15 protein-coding genes are annotated in these 15,977 nt (G+C 71.8%); 5 read left to right on the top strand and 10 right to left on the bottom strand.

The window, feature by feature from the left end; translation table 11 throughout:
* Positions 1-27: 27 nt before the first annotated feature.
* The 5 genes from garD to AC3IF1_RS19250 all read right to left on the bottom strand — a co-directional run bounded on the left by garD (position 28) and on the right by AC3IF1_RS19250 (position 4,288).
* A complete protein-coding gene (gene garD / locus AC3IF1_RS19270; protein ID WP_489218904.1) occupies positions 28-1,596 on the bottom strand; it encodes a galactarate dehydratase in 1,569 nt (522 codons plus the stop codon).
* A 10-nt stretch (positions 1,597-1,606) separates the two neighbouring features.
* Positions 1,607-2,377, bottom strand: coding sequence for an HpcH/HpaI aldolase family protein (locus tag AC3IF1_RS19265; protein WP_243969276.1), 771 nt, complete (start codon positions 2,375-2,377; stop codon positions 1,607-1,609).
* A gap of 130 nt (positions 2,378-2,507) precedes the next feature.
* A complete protein-coding gene (locus AC3IF1_RS19260) occupies positions 2,508-3,398 on the bottom strand; it encodes a LysR family transcriptional regulator (protein ID WP_489218903.1) in 891 nt (296 codons plus the stop codon).
* A 130-nt stretch (positions 3,399-3,528) separates the two neighbouring features.
* Complete coding sequence (locus AC3IF1_RS19255) at positions 3,529-3,858, bottom strand: hypothetical protein (protein ID WP_489218902.1); 330 nt, start codon at positions 3,856-3,858, stop codon at positions 3,529-3,531.
* Positions 3,859-4,039: 181 nt separating this feature from the next.
* Entirely contained in the window at positions 4,040-4,288 is a 249-nt protein-coding gene (locus tag AC3IF1_RS19250) for a hypothetical protein (protein WP_243969271.1), read from the bottom strand.
* Positions 4,289-4,615: 327 nt separating this feature from the next.
* Here AC3IF1_RS19250 and AC3IF1_RS19245 point away from each other — a divergent pair, with 327 nt between their 5' ends.
* Positions 4,616-8,092 (top strand): PAS domain S-box protein, encoded by a 3,477-nt coding sequence (locus tag AC3IF1_RS19245; protein WP_489218901.1) that lies wholly within the window; start codon positions 4,616-4,618, stop codon positions 8,090-8,092.
* Between the two features lie 24 nt (positions 8,093-8,116).
* On the opposite strand, the gene AC3IF1_RS19240 is transcribed toward AC3IF1_RS19245, so the two are convergent.
* Positions 8,117-8,659, bottom strand: a complete 543-nt coding sequence (locus AC3IF1_RS19240) for a hypothetical protein (RefSeq protein ID WP_489218900.1) — start codon at positions 8,657-8,659, stop codon at positions 8,117-8,119.
* A gap of 462 nt (positions 8,660-9,121) precedes the next feature.
* Here AC3IF1_RS19240 and AC3IF1_RS19235 point away from each other — a divergent pair, with 462 nt between their 5' ends.
* On the top strand, positions 9,122-9,724 hold the full coding sequence (locus AC3IF1_RS19235; protein ID WP_243969265.1) for a PAS domain-containing protein: 603 nt from the start codon (positions 9,122-9,124) through the stop codon (positions 9,722-9,724).
* Between the two features lie 69 nt (positions 9,725-9,793).
* Here the strand turns inward: AC3IF1_RS19235 and AC3IF1_RS19230 are convergent, their stop codons facing one another.
* A complete protein-coding gene (locus tag AC3IF1_RS19230; RefSeq protein WP_489218899.1) occupies positions 9,794-11,497 on the bottom strand; it encodes a hypothetical protein in 1,704 nt (567 codons plus the stop codon).
* 364 nt (positions 11,498-11,861) lie between these two features.
* On the opposite strand from AC3IF1_RS19230, the gene AC3IF1_RS19225 reads away from it, so the two are divergent.
* Positions 11,862-12,371 (top strand): ferritin-like domain-containing protein, encoded by a 510-nt coding sequence (locus tag AC3IF1_RS19225; RefSeq protein WP_489218898.1) that lies wholly within the window; start codon positions 11,862-11,864, stop codon positions 12,369-12,371.
* Positions 12,372-12,603: 232 nt separating this feature from the next.
* The gene (locus AC3IF1_RS19220) at positions 12,604-12,801 is read left to right on the top strand and encodes a hypothetical protein (RefSeq protein WP_012318739.1); all 198 of its coding nucleotides are present in this window, start codon (positions 12,604-12,606) and stop codon (positions 12,799-12,801) included.
* Between the two features lie 79 nt (positions 12,802-12,880).
* Here AC3IF1_RS19220 and AC3IF1_RS19215 read toward each other — a convergent pair whose 3' ends face one another.
* The gene (locus AC3IF1_RS19215; RefSeq protein WP_243969260.1) at positions 12,881-13,651 is read right to left on the bottom strand and encodes an SDR family NAD(P)-dependent oxidoreductase; all 771 of its coding nucleotides are present in this window, start codon (positions 13,649-13,651) and stop codon (positions 12,881-12,883) included.
* Between the two features lie 163 nt (positions 13,652-13,814).
* On the opposite strand from AC3IF1_RS19215, the gene AC3IF1_RS19210 reads away from it, so the two are divergent.
* On the top strand, positions 13,815-14,444 hold the full coding sequence (locus AC3IF1_RS19210) for a TetR/AcrR family transcriptional regulator (protein ID WP_243969258.1): 630 nt from the start codon (positions 13,815-13,817) through the stop codon (positions 14,442-14,444).
* 230 nt (positions 14,445-14,674) lie between these two features.
* Here AC3IF1_RS19210 and AC3IF1_RS19205 read toward each other — a convergent pair whose 3' ends face one another.
* Positions 14,675-15,019, bottom strand: a complete 345-nt coding sequence (locus tag AC3IF1_RS19205) for a DUF1330 domain-containing protein (RefSeq protein ID WP_489218897.1) — start codon at positions 15,017-15,019, stop codon at positions 14,675-14,677.
* Positions 15,020-15,083: 64 nt separating this feature from the next.
* Complete coding sequence (gene pyrF, locus AC3IF1_RS19200) at positions 15,084-15,776, bottom strand: orotidine-5'-phosphate decarboxylase (RefSeq protein ID WP_489218896.1); 693 nt, start codon at positions 15,774-15,776, stop codon at positions 15,084-15,086.
* Positions 15,777-15,977 lie beyond the last annotated feature (201 nt).

Raw genomic sequence — 15,977 nt, 5'->3', positions numbered from 1 at the left:
CATGGGCCGTGGCCGGGCCCCCCGGTCTCAGGTGATCGGCGCCGGGTTGAACAGGGTCAGGTCGTTGAACAGGCCCCAGCGGTCCGACCAGGGCTGCTTGCGCCCGCTCGCCACGTCGAGGATCAGGTGGAACAGCTCCCAGCCGACCGCCTCGATCGTAGCCTCCCCGGTGGCGATCCGGCCGGCATCGAGGTCGATCAGGTCGGACCAGCGCTCGGCGAGCTCGGTCCGGGTTGCCACCTTGATCACCGGGGCCTGGGCGAGACCGTAGGGCGTGCCGCGGCCGGTGGAGAACACCTGCAGGGTGATGCCCGAGGCGAGCTGGAGCGTGCCGCAGACGAAGTCGCTCGCCGGCGTCGCGGCGAAGATCAGGCCCTTCCCGCGGACGCGCTCCCCCGGGGCCAGGACTCCGGAGATCGCGCTCGTGCCGGACTTTGCGACCGAGCCGAGTGCCTTCTCGACGATGTTGTTGAGGCCGCCCTTCTTGTTGCCCGGGGAGGGGTTGGCCCGGCGGTCGGCCTCGCCCTTGGCGAGATAGGCATCGTACCAGGCCATCTCGCGGATCAGGGCCTCGGCGACCTCCGGGCTCTTCGCCCGCGGGGTCAGGAGATGGATCGCGTCGCGCACCTCCGTCACCTCGGAGAACAGCACGGTGGCGCCGCTGCGCACGAGGAGATCGGCCGCGAAGCCCAGAGCCGGGTTGGCGGTCACCCCCGAGAAGGCGTCGCTGCCGCCGCATTGCAGGCCGACCACCAAGTCGGCGGCCGGGCAGGTCTCGCGGGTGCGCCGGTTCAGCACCTCCAGGCGGGCCTCGGCCATCGCCAGGATGCTGTCGAGCATGGCGGAAAAACCCCGGTGGCGCTCGTCCTGGAGGCGGACCACCCCGTCCCCGGCCGCGCCGTTGTCAGGCAGCAGGCGCTCCGAGACGAGCTTCTCGCAGCCGAGGCCGACGACCATGACCTCGCCGCCGAAATTCGGGTTCTGCGCGAGGCTCTGGAGGGTCCGGATCGGCACCACCGCCTCGGGGGCGTTGATGGCGACGCCGCAGCCATAGGCGTGGGTCAGGCCGACCACGTCGTCGACGTTGGGGTAGCGCGGCAGCAGCTCCTGCTTGATCCGCCGGATCGCCACGTCGAGGGTCCCGGCGACGCATTGCACGCTGATCGAGATCGCCAGGATGTTCTTGGTACCCACCGACCCGTCGGGGTTGCGGTAGCCCGCGAAGGTGTAGCCCTCGAGCGGGGGCAGGGGGGCCGGCACCCGCGTGGCCAGGTCCAGGGCGTCGAGGGCGGGGGCCAGCGGCGTCGCGACCCGGGATTCCTCCACCCAGGCGCCCCGCGGGATGTTTTGGGTGGCGATGCCCACCACCTCGCCGTAGCGGCGCACGTCGCCGCCCTCGGGGATGTCGGTGAGCGCCACCTTGTGGCCCTGCGGCACGAACTCGACGAGCTCCAGCCCGTCCGGGAACACCGTGCCGGCCGGCAGGCCGAAGGCGTTGACCACGATCGCGACATTGTCCCGTTCGCTCAGGCGGATCGTGCGCGGCAGGTCGCCGGACGGGCGCTCGCGGGACGGGGCTTCGCTCTCGGCCTGCATCGCCATCCCCTCAACTTGGCGTCCGAAAACGCCCGGCCAAAGCCTCGGCGTTGCGGGCGAGCAGCCCCATATCGGACCCCACCGCGGTGAACCGGGTGCCGGCGGCGATGTAGCGCTTGGCCAGCTCCTCGCTCGGGGTCAGGATCCCGGCCTGCTTGCCGGCCTTCCCGATCCGGGCGACCGCGTCCTCGATGGTGCGGACCACCTCGGGGTGACCCTGTTGGCCGAGATAGCCGAGGCTGGTGGAGAGGTCGCCGGGGCCGATGAACACCCCGTCCACGCCCTCGACCGCGGCGATCGCGTCCAGATTGTCCAGGGCACGGCGCGATTCGACCTGCACCGCCACGAAGATCTCGGCCTCGCAGCGGGTGTGGTAATCGGGAATGCGGCCGAACCGGGCGGCGCGGGGCGCCTGCGAGAAGCCGCGGATGCCCCGGGGGGCGTAGCGCGTCGCCGCGACCACCCGCCGGGCCTGTTCGGCATCGTCGATATTGGGGATCATCAGCGACTGCGCGCCGGCATCCAGGATGCGCTTGATGGTGATCGGATCATCGCTCGGCACCCGCACCATCGGGTGGGTGGGGCCCTCCATCATCGCCTGGAGCTGGGCGTAGATGTCCCGCAGGTCGTTGGCCGAGTGCTCCATGTCGAGGAGCAGCCAGTCGAACCCGGCCCCGGCGACGATCTCCGTGGAGATCGGGCTGGCGAGGCTGCACCACAGGCCGATCTGCTGGCGCCCCTCGGCGAGCGCCGCCTTGAAGCGGTTGGTGAGGCTGTCCATCGCGAGTCCCTCCCTGGGCACCGGGCGTCTGCGCGCCGTCCGGTGCCATCAGGCGCAGCCTTCCGCCCCGAGGTCAAAGCCAAAGGCTGGATCGATCGATGCGAGCGCGGCATCGATGCACCCGTCGGGATCAGCCGGTCGGCATGTCCGACAGGATCGAGACCAGCTGCGCGATCAGGGGATCGTCCGCGTCGCGCCGCCAGGCCAGGAGCAATTCGACCGGCCGCGGCGCGGACAGCGCGAGCGGGCGGAACACCACATCCGCGAAGCGCAGGCGCTCGGCCGCCGCCGGGACCAGGGCGATCCCCACCGCGGCCCGGACCAGGGCCAGGATCGAGTGGATCTGCGTCAGCTGCTGGACGATCCGCGGCTGGATCCCGGTCTCGACGAGCAGGTCGCGGGTGAGATCGTGGAAGTAGCGCGCCTCGTTCGGCGCGTAGCCGATCAGAGCCGCGCCGCCGAGATCGCCGGGACCGAGCCGGTCGCGCGGCGCCAGGGGATGGGCCGCCGGCAGCGCGACCACCAGGGGCTCGGCCAGGACCCGGATCGCGGTCAGGTCCGGATGCGTCACCGGCGGACGCACCAGAGCGGCGTCGATGCGGCCGGCCAGCAGATCCGCGATCTGATCTTTGCTCACCATCTCGCGCAGGGCGAGGGTGACGTCCGGCAGCGTCCGCCGGACCGCGGTGACGAGGCGGGGCAGGACGTCGTAGGCCGAGGCCGCCGTGAAGCCGAGCTTCAGGACGCCCGCGCGTCCCGCCGCGACCTGCCGGGTGACATGGGTCGCGGCCTCGGCGAGGCGCAGGATCCGCTGCGCCTCGGGAAGGAAGCTGCGCCCGGCCGCGGTCAGCCGGACGGAGCGGCTGGTGCGCTCCAGGAGCCGGACGTCGAGGATCCGTTCCAGCACCTGGATCTGCCGCGACAGGGGCGGCTGCGTCATGTTCAGGCGGGCCGCCGCGCGTCCGAAATGCAGCTCCTCCGCGACTGCCGCGAAGCACCGGAGCTGGCTGAAGTCGAACATGGGGGCTCCGGTGCGCGCCGCGATGCGGGCCGGGAGCATAATCCGTGGCCACCGCCGCGTCCCCGCGGCGACGTCAGTCAGGTTAGGCCGTGTACCGGCGAATTCGGCACGGCCACGACACCCCGTCCGCTCAGCAGCTCAGCCGACGGCCTTCCCGGCGCCCGAACGTGCGGTAATGCGCGGCCCCGGATTCCATCTGGCCGTTGGCGATGGCGCGGCGGACATCCGGATTGCAGCGCAGGTACTCGCGCTCGTCGAACTCGAAGGTGGCGCGCCCGCGATACTCGTCCCGGTCGCGATAGCCGCGATCCCGGTACTCGTCCTCGCCGCGATCCCGATAGACACGGTCGCGGCCGCGATCGCCGTAATCCTCGTAATCGGGACGGGGCTGCGCCGAGACCGGGCCGACCACGCCCAGAATACCGAGGCTCACCGCGGCCGCTGTCAGAAGCGCCTTCATTGTTCCAGATCCTTCTTCCGGTGGCGTGAAACGCATCGCACCGGGAATGGTTCGATCGGCTTGGCCGTGAGATCGGGGCGGGTGGCCGGCGCCCGCCGATACGCGGCAGGCGGGCGGTTCGGAGGCCGGACGGCCATCCCGTGCAGTGCCGCCGCGGGGCAGGCCCCGCGGCGGATCGGCCTCACATCCGGTGCATCATGCGGTGGCGCATGTCGCGGCGCATCATGTGACGCTCCATCCGGTGGCGCATCATCCGGCGCTCCATGCGGCGGTGCATCATGCGGTGCTCCATCCGGTCCATCTGAACATGGGTGACCATGTCGGCGGGGGCAGCGGCGGCTCCGGGCCCGATCGGCGCGGCCGAGGCCGGCAGGGCGACGGCACTGCCGAAGACGGCGATCAGTGCGGCGGTGATAATCGTGGTGCGCAAGGGGGTGTCCTCTCTCGCCGCCGGTGAGGGCAGGCGTTTCCTCGAGACCGTTGGCGGGAGTAGATTCTCCCACGGGTCGGCCAGGAAGCCGCTTGCGGCCCGGATGGTTCCCACCGACCCGGCCGTGTTCGGGGCCGACGGGGGCCGACGGGGCGCCCACAGCCTGGACGGGCCGGGATGACGAAGGGTGCCGGAGCGGCCGGCGCGAATGCCGCAGGTGTCGCGGCAAGGATTCCGCAACCATCGGGTGAGAAAGCTGCCGTCTCAGCACCGCCGTCGGTGCTTCGGGGCGCGGTTCGCGCCGGTCGAACGGATCCGCGAGCGCCGATGCAGACAGACGCGCCTTCCCCGGTCGCGCCGCCGAGCCCCGCCGCGCCCCCGGCCACGGGCGAGCCGGCCCCCTGGGACGGAGCCGCCGGATTCGGCCAGTGGCGCCTCGATCCGCTCAGCCGCCGGGTGACCCGGTCGGCGGGGCTCGCGCGCCTGCTCGGGGCGCCGGAGGCGCGCGACCTCGCCTTCGAGGACCATTTCGCCTGCTACCATCCGGACGACCGCGCCGCCGTGACCGCGCGGGTCGAGGGGATCCTGTCCGGAAACCGGCCGGCGAGCCCCTATCAGGCACGGGCCCGCATCATGCGTCCGGACGGCTCGCACCTCGACGCGATCATCCAGGGCGTGCCCGAATTCGGACCCGACGGCACGCTCGTCGCCCTGCACGGCATGCTCCTCGACGTGAGCGACCTCGTCCGGTCCGAGCGGCGCGCCCACGAAACCGACCGGCTCCTGCACGGGACGCTGGACAGCATGGACCAGGGCCTCGTCGTGCTCGATGCCGAGCAGCGGGTCCGCGTGTTCAACCGCGCCGCCGCGGAGCTGCTCGACCTGCCGGGCGACGTGCTGCGCGCCGGCGTCGCCTTCCCGGACATCCACGCCTACCAGCGCGCCCGGGGCGACTTCGCGGCGGCGGAATCCGACCTGCGGCTCGGGCTGGTCGGCCGCGACCTGCGGGCGCTCCCGCCGCTGTTCGACTGGCGCCTGCCCACCGGGATCACCCTGGAGGTCCGCCGCTCGCCCCTCGCCGATGGCGGCGCGGTCCTGACCTTCAGCGACGTCACGCAGAACCGGATCGCCGAGGGCGCGATGGAGGAGAGCGAGCGCCGCTACCGGCTGCTCGCCGAGAACGCCACCGACATCATCATCTGGTCCGACCTGAGCACCTGCCGCCGCTACGTCTCCCCCGCCGTGCGCGCCGTCCTCGGCTACGATCCGGAGGCGCTGATCGGGACGCAGCCCCTCGCCGACGTCCATCCCGACGACGTCGCGGCCTACCGCACCGTCCTCGACGGCCTAACCAGCGGCCGCACCGAACGGGCCCTGACCTGCCAGCGCTACCGGCACCGGGACGGCCACTGGGTCTGGCTGGAGATCTCCTTCAGCCTGACCCATGACGGGGTGACGGGCCAGGCGGATGGCTACGTCGCCACCCTGCGCGACGTGAGCGGCCGCAAGGCCGCGGAGGACGCCCTGCGCCTGAGCGAGGCGCGCTACCGGGCGCTGGCGGACGCGCTGCCGCAGCTCGTCTGGATCGCCGGCACGGGGACCGGGGAGGCGACCTACGTCAACCGGCGCTTCGAGGATTATTACGGCCCGATCGGCCCGTCGCGGGCCGCGCGGATCGCCCGCAACCATCCCGAGGACGCGGAGCGGATGGAGCAGCTGTGGTGCGCGGCGCGCGAACGGCGGACCGCCTACGAGGTCGAGGGGCGGCTGCAGCGGCACGACGGCGCCTATCGCTGGCACAAGCTCGTGCTCCTGCCGATCTGGCACGGGGAGACGATGGTCGGGATGCTCGGCACCGCCCTCGACATCGACGAGATCGTGACGGCGCGCCGCGAGGTCGAGGAGGCGAGCAGCCTGCTGCATCTGGCCCAGCAGGCCGCCAAGGCGGGCACCTGGCACCTCGACCTCGACACCGGCCGGATCGACTGGTCGGCGGAGAGCGCGCGCCTGCACGGCATCGAGACCGACCGGGATTACGGGCTCGACGCGCAGACCTGGCTCAGCCTGATCGATCGCCGGGACGGGGAGTGCGCCCTGCGGACCGCCGCCGCGGCCGCGGAGACGGGGGAGACCTTCTCGATCGAGTTCCAGGTCCCGACCGCGGAGGGGGGCGTGCGCTGGATCAACGGCGTCGGGCGCGGGGCCCCCGGGCCGGACGGCCGGACGCGGCGGATGATGGGCCTCAACATCGACGTCACCGCCCGCAAGGCCGCCGAGGCGGCGCTCCTCGCCGCCAAGGCCGCGGCCGACGCCGCGCGCCTGGAGGCGGAGCGGGCGAGCGCGGCCAAGAGCGAGTTCCTGGCGGCCATGAGCCACGAGATCCGCACGCCGCTGAACGGCGTGATCGGCTACGCCGACCTGCTCCTCGACGAGACGGACCTCGGACCGGTGGCGCGCCGGCACGCCGACCACATCCGCACCGCGGGGGCGGCGCTCCTGACGGTGGTGAACGACGTCCTCGACTACTCGAAGGTCGAGGCCGGGCAGGTCGAGATCGTGCCCCGGCCCTTCGCCCTCGAAGCGCTCATCGACAACGCGGTCTCGATCGTGCGCCCGTCGGCCGAGCGCAAGGGCCTCGCCCTCACCATCACCCGGACGCCGGGCCTGCCGGCCTGGCTCGAGGGCGACGAGGATCGCCTGCGCCAGGTTCTCCTCAACCTGCTCAACAACGCCGTGAAGTTCACCCCGGCGGGACATATCGGCCTGCGGGTCCTGGCCGGCCCCGGCGGTGGGGCCGGCGCGCCGACCCTGCGCTTCGAGATCGACGATACCGGGATCGGCATCCCGGCGGACAAGTGCGACCGGCTGTTCCGGCGGTTCTCGCAGGTCGACGGCTCGATCAGCCGCGAGTACGGCGGGACCGGCCTGGGCCTCGCCATCTCCAAGTCGCTGGTCGAGCTGATGGGCGGGACGATAGGCGTCGCGAGCACGGTGGGGCGCGGCTCGACCTTCTGGTTCGAGGCCACGCTGCCCGAGACCGCCCCGGCGGCGCCCGCGGCGGCCTCCGCCTCGGCCCGTCTCAGCGCGACCGGCAAGCGCCTGCTCCTCGCCGAGGACGTGCCGCTGAACCAGGAACTCGCCCGGACGATCCTGGAACGGGCCGGGCACGCGGTGGACGTGGTGGGCGACGGCGTCGCCGCGGTTTCGGCGGTCCAGGCCCGGCCCTACGACCTCGTCCTGATGGACGTGCAGATGCCGGTGATGGACGGGATCGCGGCGACCCGGCGGATCCGCGCGCTCGGCGATGCACCGGGCCGCGTCCCGATCGTGGCGATGACGGCCAACGTCCTGCCGGAGCAGGTGGCCGAGCTGCGTGCGGCCGGGTTCGACGACCATGTCGGCAAGCCGTTCCGCGCGCAGACGCTGCTCGCCGCGATCGACCGCTGGACCGACCGGCCCGCGGAGCCGCCGTCCCCCGGCGGCACGATCGACCGCGCCGTCCTCGACGAGATGACCCAGATGATCGGCCGGGCGCGGATGAACGATCTGCTCGCGATGCTGGCCAAGGAGCTGTCCCAGCGGTTCGGCACCGCCGCGCCCGAGACGAGCCGCGACCGGCTCATGCTGGACGCCCACGCGATGGTGTCGGCGGCCAGCATGGTGGGCTTCGCGACGCTGGCCGAGACCTGCCGGGCCGTCGAGGCGGCCTGCCAGTCGGGGGCGGATGTCGCCCCGATGCTCGGCACGCTCCGGGACCGCACGGCGGTCACGATCGCCGAGATCGAGGCCCTGCGGGCGGCCTGATCCCGCCCGCGCGGCGTCGCGTGGCTATGCGGGCGATGCCGGATTGTGCTGGACGGCCCGGACCCGTCGGCGGTGGTGGTGCCGGCGCCACTTCAGCACGGCGTAGCGCAGCCTGCTGTAATAGGCGTACAGCCGCGAATTGCGGTGCTGCCGGTGGGCGAGACGGACGCGGGCGATCCGCGGCGGCACGGCCGCGTACCGGGCCACGGCCCTGTCCGGCGCGGCGGCGGGCTTCGCGTTCAGGACGGCGACCGGATCCACGTAATTGACCTTGCGCACGACCTGGGTCTCGCCGCAGCCGGTGCAGAGGGAGCCGTTGAGGCGCTGCCACATCAGCTGTTCCCGCGCCAGGACCCGCCGGTCATTGGCGTCCGACAACTCGACCGGCGCCCGCAGCAGCGTCGAGCGGCTGCCGAAATTGGGCTTGTTGAGGATGATGCCGAGATCATTGGGCACCTCCAGCATCGGCAACCTGACCTGCTTCGGCTTGCCGTAGCAGGTGGCCGGGAAGACGACCGTAGACGCCAGGAGGGACAGCACTGCGGATTCGAGTGCTAGACGGTGCATCCTAGTCTCCGAGCTGGGTGGACGCTATCACATAGCGCCAAATCGGCAGCTTCCCTACAACTAATTTGCGTTTAGAATATCCGTCTGCGGGCTGCGGGTTCATGAACCCACGGTAAGCAATAATAATATGGCCACGCCTCAGTAGCGATTGCGGAGGATGGACAGGCGCAAGCGTTGCCGTAAGGCGTTCTCGACCCGTCCGGGCCGCGATCGGGGCCACACTCTACCCACGAAGAACGGCGCGTCGGCAAAGCCTTGCCATGGACGTGCCACCCGCGACGGCTCGCACCCGCCACTGCGGGGCGCGCGGTCTCGCCGGAGGGGAAGCCGGCGGCGCAGGCGTTTTGTGAAGGGCGCTTATTGGCAGACCGGCCTTTCTCGATCATCGACTTCCAGTTGAGACGGCCACGGGCACGGGGCGACACGGCGCAGGACCGCCCCGACCAGCGAGGAACAGTTCAGATGGATCAGGCGGCGGACGATGTCGTGTCGGAGGCGGCGCTCTGTGCGGCCCTCCAGGCCTCCGGCGGCGTCGGCTTCTGGACCTGGGACATCGCCAGGGACGATGCGCGCGCCGATCCGGTCAGCGCCCTGCTGTTCAACATCAGCCCCGCCCGGTCGCGCGCCGGGGTCAGCCTCGCGGAGATCCTGGAGGCGGTCCATCCGGACGACAAGGCGCACATTGCGCAGGTGATCCTGGATTGCGTCGAGTCCGGCGGCTCCTACGCGGCCGAGTACCGCGTCTGCTCGCCGGCGGGTCGGCTGCGATGGGTGTTCACCCGCGGGCATTTCTACCTGGACGAGGCCGGCCAGCCGACCACGGGCCGGGGGGTGATCGTCGAGATCTCGGACAGCAAGTCCGCCGGCACCGCCTTCGCCCAGCGCGACGGCGCCAGCATCGACGACGCCCTCAACCGGACCGCCGACCTGTGCCTGTCGCTGCACAACGCGGTCTCGCAGCTCGACGACGCAGGCATGCAGGCGCTGACCGAAACCCTGCTGCTGGAGATCGGCCGACACTTGGCGGCGCGGCAGCGGATCGCGCACGACACCGCGCTGCACTGACCGGGCCCGCGGGTCCCGGCGCCGCGTCGCGATGCGCGGCGCCCTCGGTCGGAAGGGCCGCCCCGGCGCTCAGAACGGGTAGTAGCGCAGGGAGGTCAGGCCGGTGACGAGGTGGTTGGAGGGGGCGATCCCGAAGGCGCCCCGGAACGCGTCGCGCTCGGTGTAGGAGACCTGGGCGCCCGCCACGAGGCGGCCGTAGCCGCCCTTGTACAGGTCGTGCCAGAAGCCGCCGGTGATCTGGCGGATGTCCCGGGTCTCCGCCTGGCAGGTCCCGCTCGCCGCCCCCTCGACGTCGCAGCCCGTCACCACCAAAGTCGGCGATCCGTAGCCCGTGGCGTTCGGCGCGCCCGCCCGGGACGCGTGCTCCCACCCGGCATAGAGGTAGACGTCGGTGCCCGGCTGGACGTGGGCGACCGCGCCGGCGAGCAGCTGGAAGGCCGGGACCGGCGCGATCGAGCCGTCGGCCTTCAGGGCGAAGTCGGGCAGCTGCGCCGAGCCGTAGCGGCCGATGCCCTGGCCGACGAGGCCGCTGACCTGGAGATCGAGGCGCTTGTCGATCACCGGCAGGGTCGCGGCGCCGCCGATGCCGTAGCCCACCGCGGTGTCGGAGTGGCCTGGGAGACGGGTCGCGGCAGCGAGGGTGGTGGGGCTCAGCCGGTCGTCGAAGAAGCGCACCAGCCCCTTCAGCTCGAAATGCCCGAAGCCCGGCTCGATGGCGAGCTTGCCGATGAGGTCGGGGACGCTGCTGTTCGAGTAGGTGGTGGAATTGTTGAGCAGGCCGGCCGCGTCGCCGGTGTTGTTGACATTGACGAGGCTGGGCGCCGCGAAGGGGCTCGGCGGCAGGACGCTCTGGGGCGATTCCGCCGACAGGCCGGCCCACAGGCCCGGGGCGATGTCCTTGACGACGCGCACCTGCGGGTTGCGGGTCCAATTGAAGCCCGGCACGTACTGGGCGTCGATGGTGAGCGGGATCTGCTCCTTGAGCGGCGTGATGCCCGACAGGTCCGTGGTGACCAGGCTCCAGGCCTGGCCGGCGAGCACGTGCCAGCCGCTATCGAGGGCGTCGACAGTTGTAAAAATCTGCCGGACGCGGGGCGTGTAGCTGTTGCTCTCGCGCGAATTCGAGGTGGTGCCGGCCGCCAGGAAGTCGATCTCGTAATAGCCCGAGATCTGGAGCGTCGGCTCGACCCGGGCGGTGAACAGCCCGCTCAGCCGGCTCTGCCGGGCGGAGAAGCGGAACTCGCTCTCGCGGGACTGGGGGCTGTTGCGGAACGGGATGCCGTTGAAGTCGGTGGCGGTGTCCGAGACCGTGTTGGGGTTGCGGAAGATCCCCGCCAGCTCGACGAAGCCCCCCGGGGTGAAGCAGATCGCCGGCCCGAGCGCGTAGCTGCCGGCGTTGCAGACGAGGTCGTTGGCGAGGATCACCGGCGTGTGCTCGCTCACCCCCGGCCGGGCCCCGCCGGGACCGCCCGCCTGCGCCACGCGCTGCTGGTGCTCGGTCCGGGCGGCGAGGCGGGCCTGATCCCGCGACAGGACCCGGCGCTCCCGGGTCTCGCCGGCGAGCGCCGCCCTCTGCGCGCCGGACTGCCGGCGCAGGGCGGCGAGTTCCTGCTGCATGGACAGCATCTGGCGCTGCATCGCGTCCATGCGCGCGGCCATCTCGGCGACGGTCTGGGCCTGGGCCGGACCGGCTCCGAGACCGGCCGTGAGACCGAGGGCGAGACCGGTCGCCGCCGCAGTGGCGCGGGCGCTCGGCAGGTTCAGGCGCAGCATCGGTCCTCACCCAACGGGGTCGGGGATCCCCGGGCGGGATCCGCGGCGAACAGCCCGAGGTTGTGGGATGTGGCATACGACGCTCGCATGACGTTTCCCCGCGGGGTACCCCGGAGGCGGGGGAAAACGCCGGCCGGCGACCGGTTCCGACGCGCTGTGGCGCCGCCGCCACGGTCGCTAACCCCTTGTCGTCACACGAATTCGTTGGTTCGGCCCGGCGCGGCGCCCCCCGCTCACCGCCGCGCCGGGCCGAAGCGGGCCGGCGACCCGGATGGGAACGAGCCGCAGGGAACTTGGCCGTGCCGAGCCTGCGTTCTCTGGTTGTACGGGCCTCAAATCCCGCAGCTTAACAAAGGTATCGGCCATGGCCACCGACACGCACGAGATCTACGTCACCGCCCTCAAGAACACCCATGCCGTCGAGATGCAGGCGCTCCAGATCATGGAGCGCCAGGTCGAGCGCCTGGAGCATTATCCGGAGATGGAGCAGGCCCTGCGCCGCCACATCGCGGAGACGCACGGCCAGCGCCAGCGCCTGGAGGAGGCGCTCCAGAGCCTGTCCGAGAGCCCCTCGGCCCTCAAGGAGGGGTTTCTGGGCTTCGTGGGCAACATGATGGCCCTCGGCCACGCGCCGGCCCAGGACGAGATCCTGAAGAACACCTACGCCAACCACGCCTTCGAGAACTTCGAGATCGCGGCCTACGAGTCGCTGCTCGTGATCGGCGACGCGGCCGGCCAGCAGGGCCATCGAACGGCCTTCCAGCAATCGCTGAAGGAGGAAGAGGGCATGGCCGCGGCGGTGCGCTCGCTGATCGGGCCGACCACCGAGCGCTACATCAAGCTCACCACCGCCGGCGCGAAGGCCGACCGGTAGGGGCTTCCGGCGGGATCCGCGACCAGACCGACCGTGACGGAACCGGCCGGGCCGCGAGCGTTCGGCCAGTCATGGCCAAGCTCAGGCGAGATCAGGCCGGACCGCCCCCGAGGGCCTTCCGGTTTCCGGACACGCGACACCCGCCGATCCGGACACGAAAAACAGTCCCAGCGGGCGAACCTGTGGCGGGTGTGACCGTTATGTCTCCAAACACGGTTCCGGAGGACAGGTTATGGCCAAGCACGAGATCCTCGGCTACTTCGAGCACCGCCGCGACGGAGCCTGGGTCTGCGTCCGGCCCTTCACCCTGACGACCCGGGACGCCAGCGTCGACATCCGCCAGGGGATGCGCTTCGATTACGGCAAGCGGGTCGGCGGCGTCGACCTCGCGGAATACCTCGAGCGGCTGGGCTCGCAGTTCGGCTCGTAGGGCCCGGGCGGGGGCCGTCCCCCGCCGAGCCCGTTCAGCCTACGAGGCGCCGGACCCGGGTCCGGCGCCTCGCGTCGTTTTAGGCCCCGCCCCATTGCATCGTCAGCCCGCCATCGACCACGAGAGTGTGGCCGGTGACGTAATCGGACGCGTCGGAGGCGAGGTAGAGGATCGCCCGGGCGATCTCCTCCGGCTGGCCGGCCCGGTGCCACGGGATCCGCTCCAGAGACCGGTCGAGCACCTCCGTCTTCTCGAAGCGGTCGGCGGTCATCGGGGTCTCGATCAGGCCGGGGGCGACGTTGTTGACGTTGATCCGGTCCTCGGCGAGTTCCCGCGACAGGGACCGGCACAGGGAGCCGAGCCCCGCCTTCGACATGCCGTAGGGGGCGCTCTCCGGGGTCGGCAGGTGCTGGGCCACGGAGGAGACGAACACGATCTTGCCGTTGCCGCCCTGTGCCCTGCGCATCTTGATGAACGGGCGCGCGCAGAACAGCGGCCCCATCAGGTTCACCCGCAGGATCCGCTCCAGCAACGCGTCGTCCATCTCGGCGACCGGCACGCCGCTCATCGCCTGCCCGGCATTGGCCACCAGCACGTCGAGGGTGCCGAACTCGCTGCCGATCCGGTCGAAGGCGGCCGTGACGGCAGCCGGATCGCCGACATCGAGCTGGAGCACCAGCGCCCGGCGACCGGCGGCTTCGACCCGGGCGGCGGTCTCGCGGATGCCGGCCTCGTCGGTGTGGTAGGTGATCGCCACGTCGGCGCCTTCGCGGGCGAACAGCTCCGCGGTCGCCTGCCCGATCCCGGAATCGGCTCCGGTGATCAGGGCACGGGTATCGGTCAGGGTCATCGTGCTTCCTCGCAGGCGCGCCGCGGTCGCGGCCGGATGCCGGGGCAATGGGCGCCGCCGGACCCGGTTCCGCACGCGCGCACCGGCCGCAGGCGCCGCGCGGGGGAACCCGCGTCGCGCCCTCTCTTTGACGCTCCGCGTCCGCATGGCCTACTGAGGACCCATGTCCGTCGATGACACGATCCAACTGGTCGCGGAGGAGTGCGCACCCGACACGCGCAGCCGCATCCTCACGGCGGCGGACGCGTATTTCCGCGAGATCGGCTACCAGAAGACGACGGTGGCCGACATCGCCCGGACGCTGAAGATGAGCCCGGCCAACGTCTACCGCTTCTTCGAATCGAAGAAGGCGATCAACGAGGCGGTGCTGGAGCGCCTGATCGGCGAGGTCGAGGCGCTGATCTCGGAGATCGCCGACCGGCCGGGCCTCGACGCCACCGCGCGGCTCGTGGCGGCGATCGAGACCCTGCACCGCGACTGCACCCGCCGCTGCGAGGCGTTCCCCCGGCTGCACGAGATGATCGAGGCGGCGATGGCGGAGAGCTGGGAGGTCTGCCGCCACCACGTCGCCCGGATCACCGCCGGGTTCGAGCGCATCATCCGCGACGGCGTGGCGCGCGGCGCGTTCGAGGCCGCGGACCCGGCTCTGGCGGCGGCCTGCATCCACGCCGCGATCGCCCGCTACACGCATCCGGTGCTGGTCGGGACGTCGATGCTCCAGCCGGTGCCGCCCGTGGAGGCCATGACGGCGTTCCTGCTGCGGAGCCTGGCGCCGACGGCACCCCGACCGTAGCGCGCCGGACGCGAATCCTGTTCCGACGGCGCCCGGCCTGCTTCCGCTGCCGCGAAGGCCCGCCGAGGCTGCTGCCGTGACACGGCGTTCTCCCGTACCGGGCGATTTCGGGACGCCTCTCCGAGGCTGCTTCGCAGCACCTCGGGATGAGGAGAAGATCGGGATACACGTCCGTCAAAAGCGTCACGCGCCGGCGATCGCGCCGTCAGACCGGCGCTCCGGCGGCACGTCTATTCGGAGGCCGCCCCGGCTTCCGGCGCCGGCTCGGAGGCGCTCGGCTGCGCGCCGTCATAGCCCTCGATCACCAGGATCTCGGCCTCGACGCCGCCGCGCTGCTTGGCCTTGGCGGCCTGGTAGAGGTCGGAGTTCCAGCAAGCGAGGGCGTCTTCGTAGCTCGGAAACTCGATCACCACGTTGCGCGACCGGGCCTGGCCCATCACCGCCTCGTGGGCTCCCCCGCGCACGAGGAAGCGACCGCCGAACTTGGCGAAGGCGGCACCGTTGGCCGCCACGTAGTTTTTGTAGGCCTCCGCGTCGCGGACATCGACCCGCGCGATCCAGTAGCCCTTCGTCATGCCGGCGCCTCCTCGCTCGGGTGCGAAGTGGATCCCGGGCGTCCGAAGGCAATGGCGGAGGGGATCAGGTCAGCGCGGCGACGATCGCCTGCACCGCGGCCCGCGGATCCGCGGCACCGGTGATCGGCCGCCCGACCACCACGTGGTCGATCCCCGCGTCCCGCGCCTGCCCGGGCGTCATGACCCGCTTCTGGTCGCCGGCCGCCGCGCCCGCCGGGCGGATCCCCGGGGTGACGATCAGCCTTTCCGGCCCGACGATCCGCCGGATCGAGACCGCCTCGGCCGCGGAGCAGACCAAGCCGTCGATGCCGATCTCCGCGGCCTGGGCGGCCCGCTTCGCCACGAGCTCCGCCACCGGCAGGGCGTAGCCGGCCTCGGCGGCGTCGGCATCGTCGTAGGAGGTCAGCACCGTCACGGCCAGGATCTTCAGGCCCGCGCCCCGCCCGCGGAGCGCCGCCCGCATGGTCTGCGGATAGGCATGCACGGTGAGGAAGGTGGCGCCGGATCCCGAGGCCGCGCGCACGCCCTCCGCGACGGTGTTGCCGATGTCGTGGAGCTTCAGGTCGAGGAAGACCTTGAGGCCGCGCGCCGCCAGCCGCTCGGCTAGCGCCAGCCCGCCCGCGTAAGCGAGCTGGTAGCCGATCTTGTAGAACGTCGCGGCCTCGCCGATCCGGTCGATCAGCGCCTCGGCCTCGGGCACGCCGGGCAGATCGAGGGCGACGATCAGGCGATCGCGGGGGTCGGCGGTGTCGGTCATCGGGCGTCCTTCCGGCTCGCGGCACGGATCACGGCCCGGCCGGGGCTGTCAATCGGCCGCCGGACGCTCGATCGCCCCTATCGGCCCTGCCGCCCGCGCCGCCCGGCCGGGCCCGGCCCCGACCACCGCGCCATTTTTCGCACGGTTGCCGTCTCATCACCCCGCCATAGCTGCACCGCGGGAACCTGATCGACCCCGGGG

The organism is Methylobacterium sp. E-012 (genome assembly GCF_057836545.1).
The sequence above is the reverse complement of the archived record's forward strand: the minus strand, read 5'-3'. Positions and strand labels throughout refer to the sequence as shown.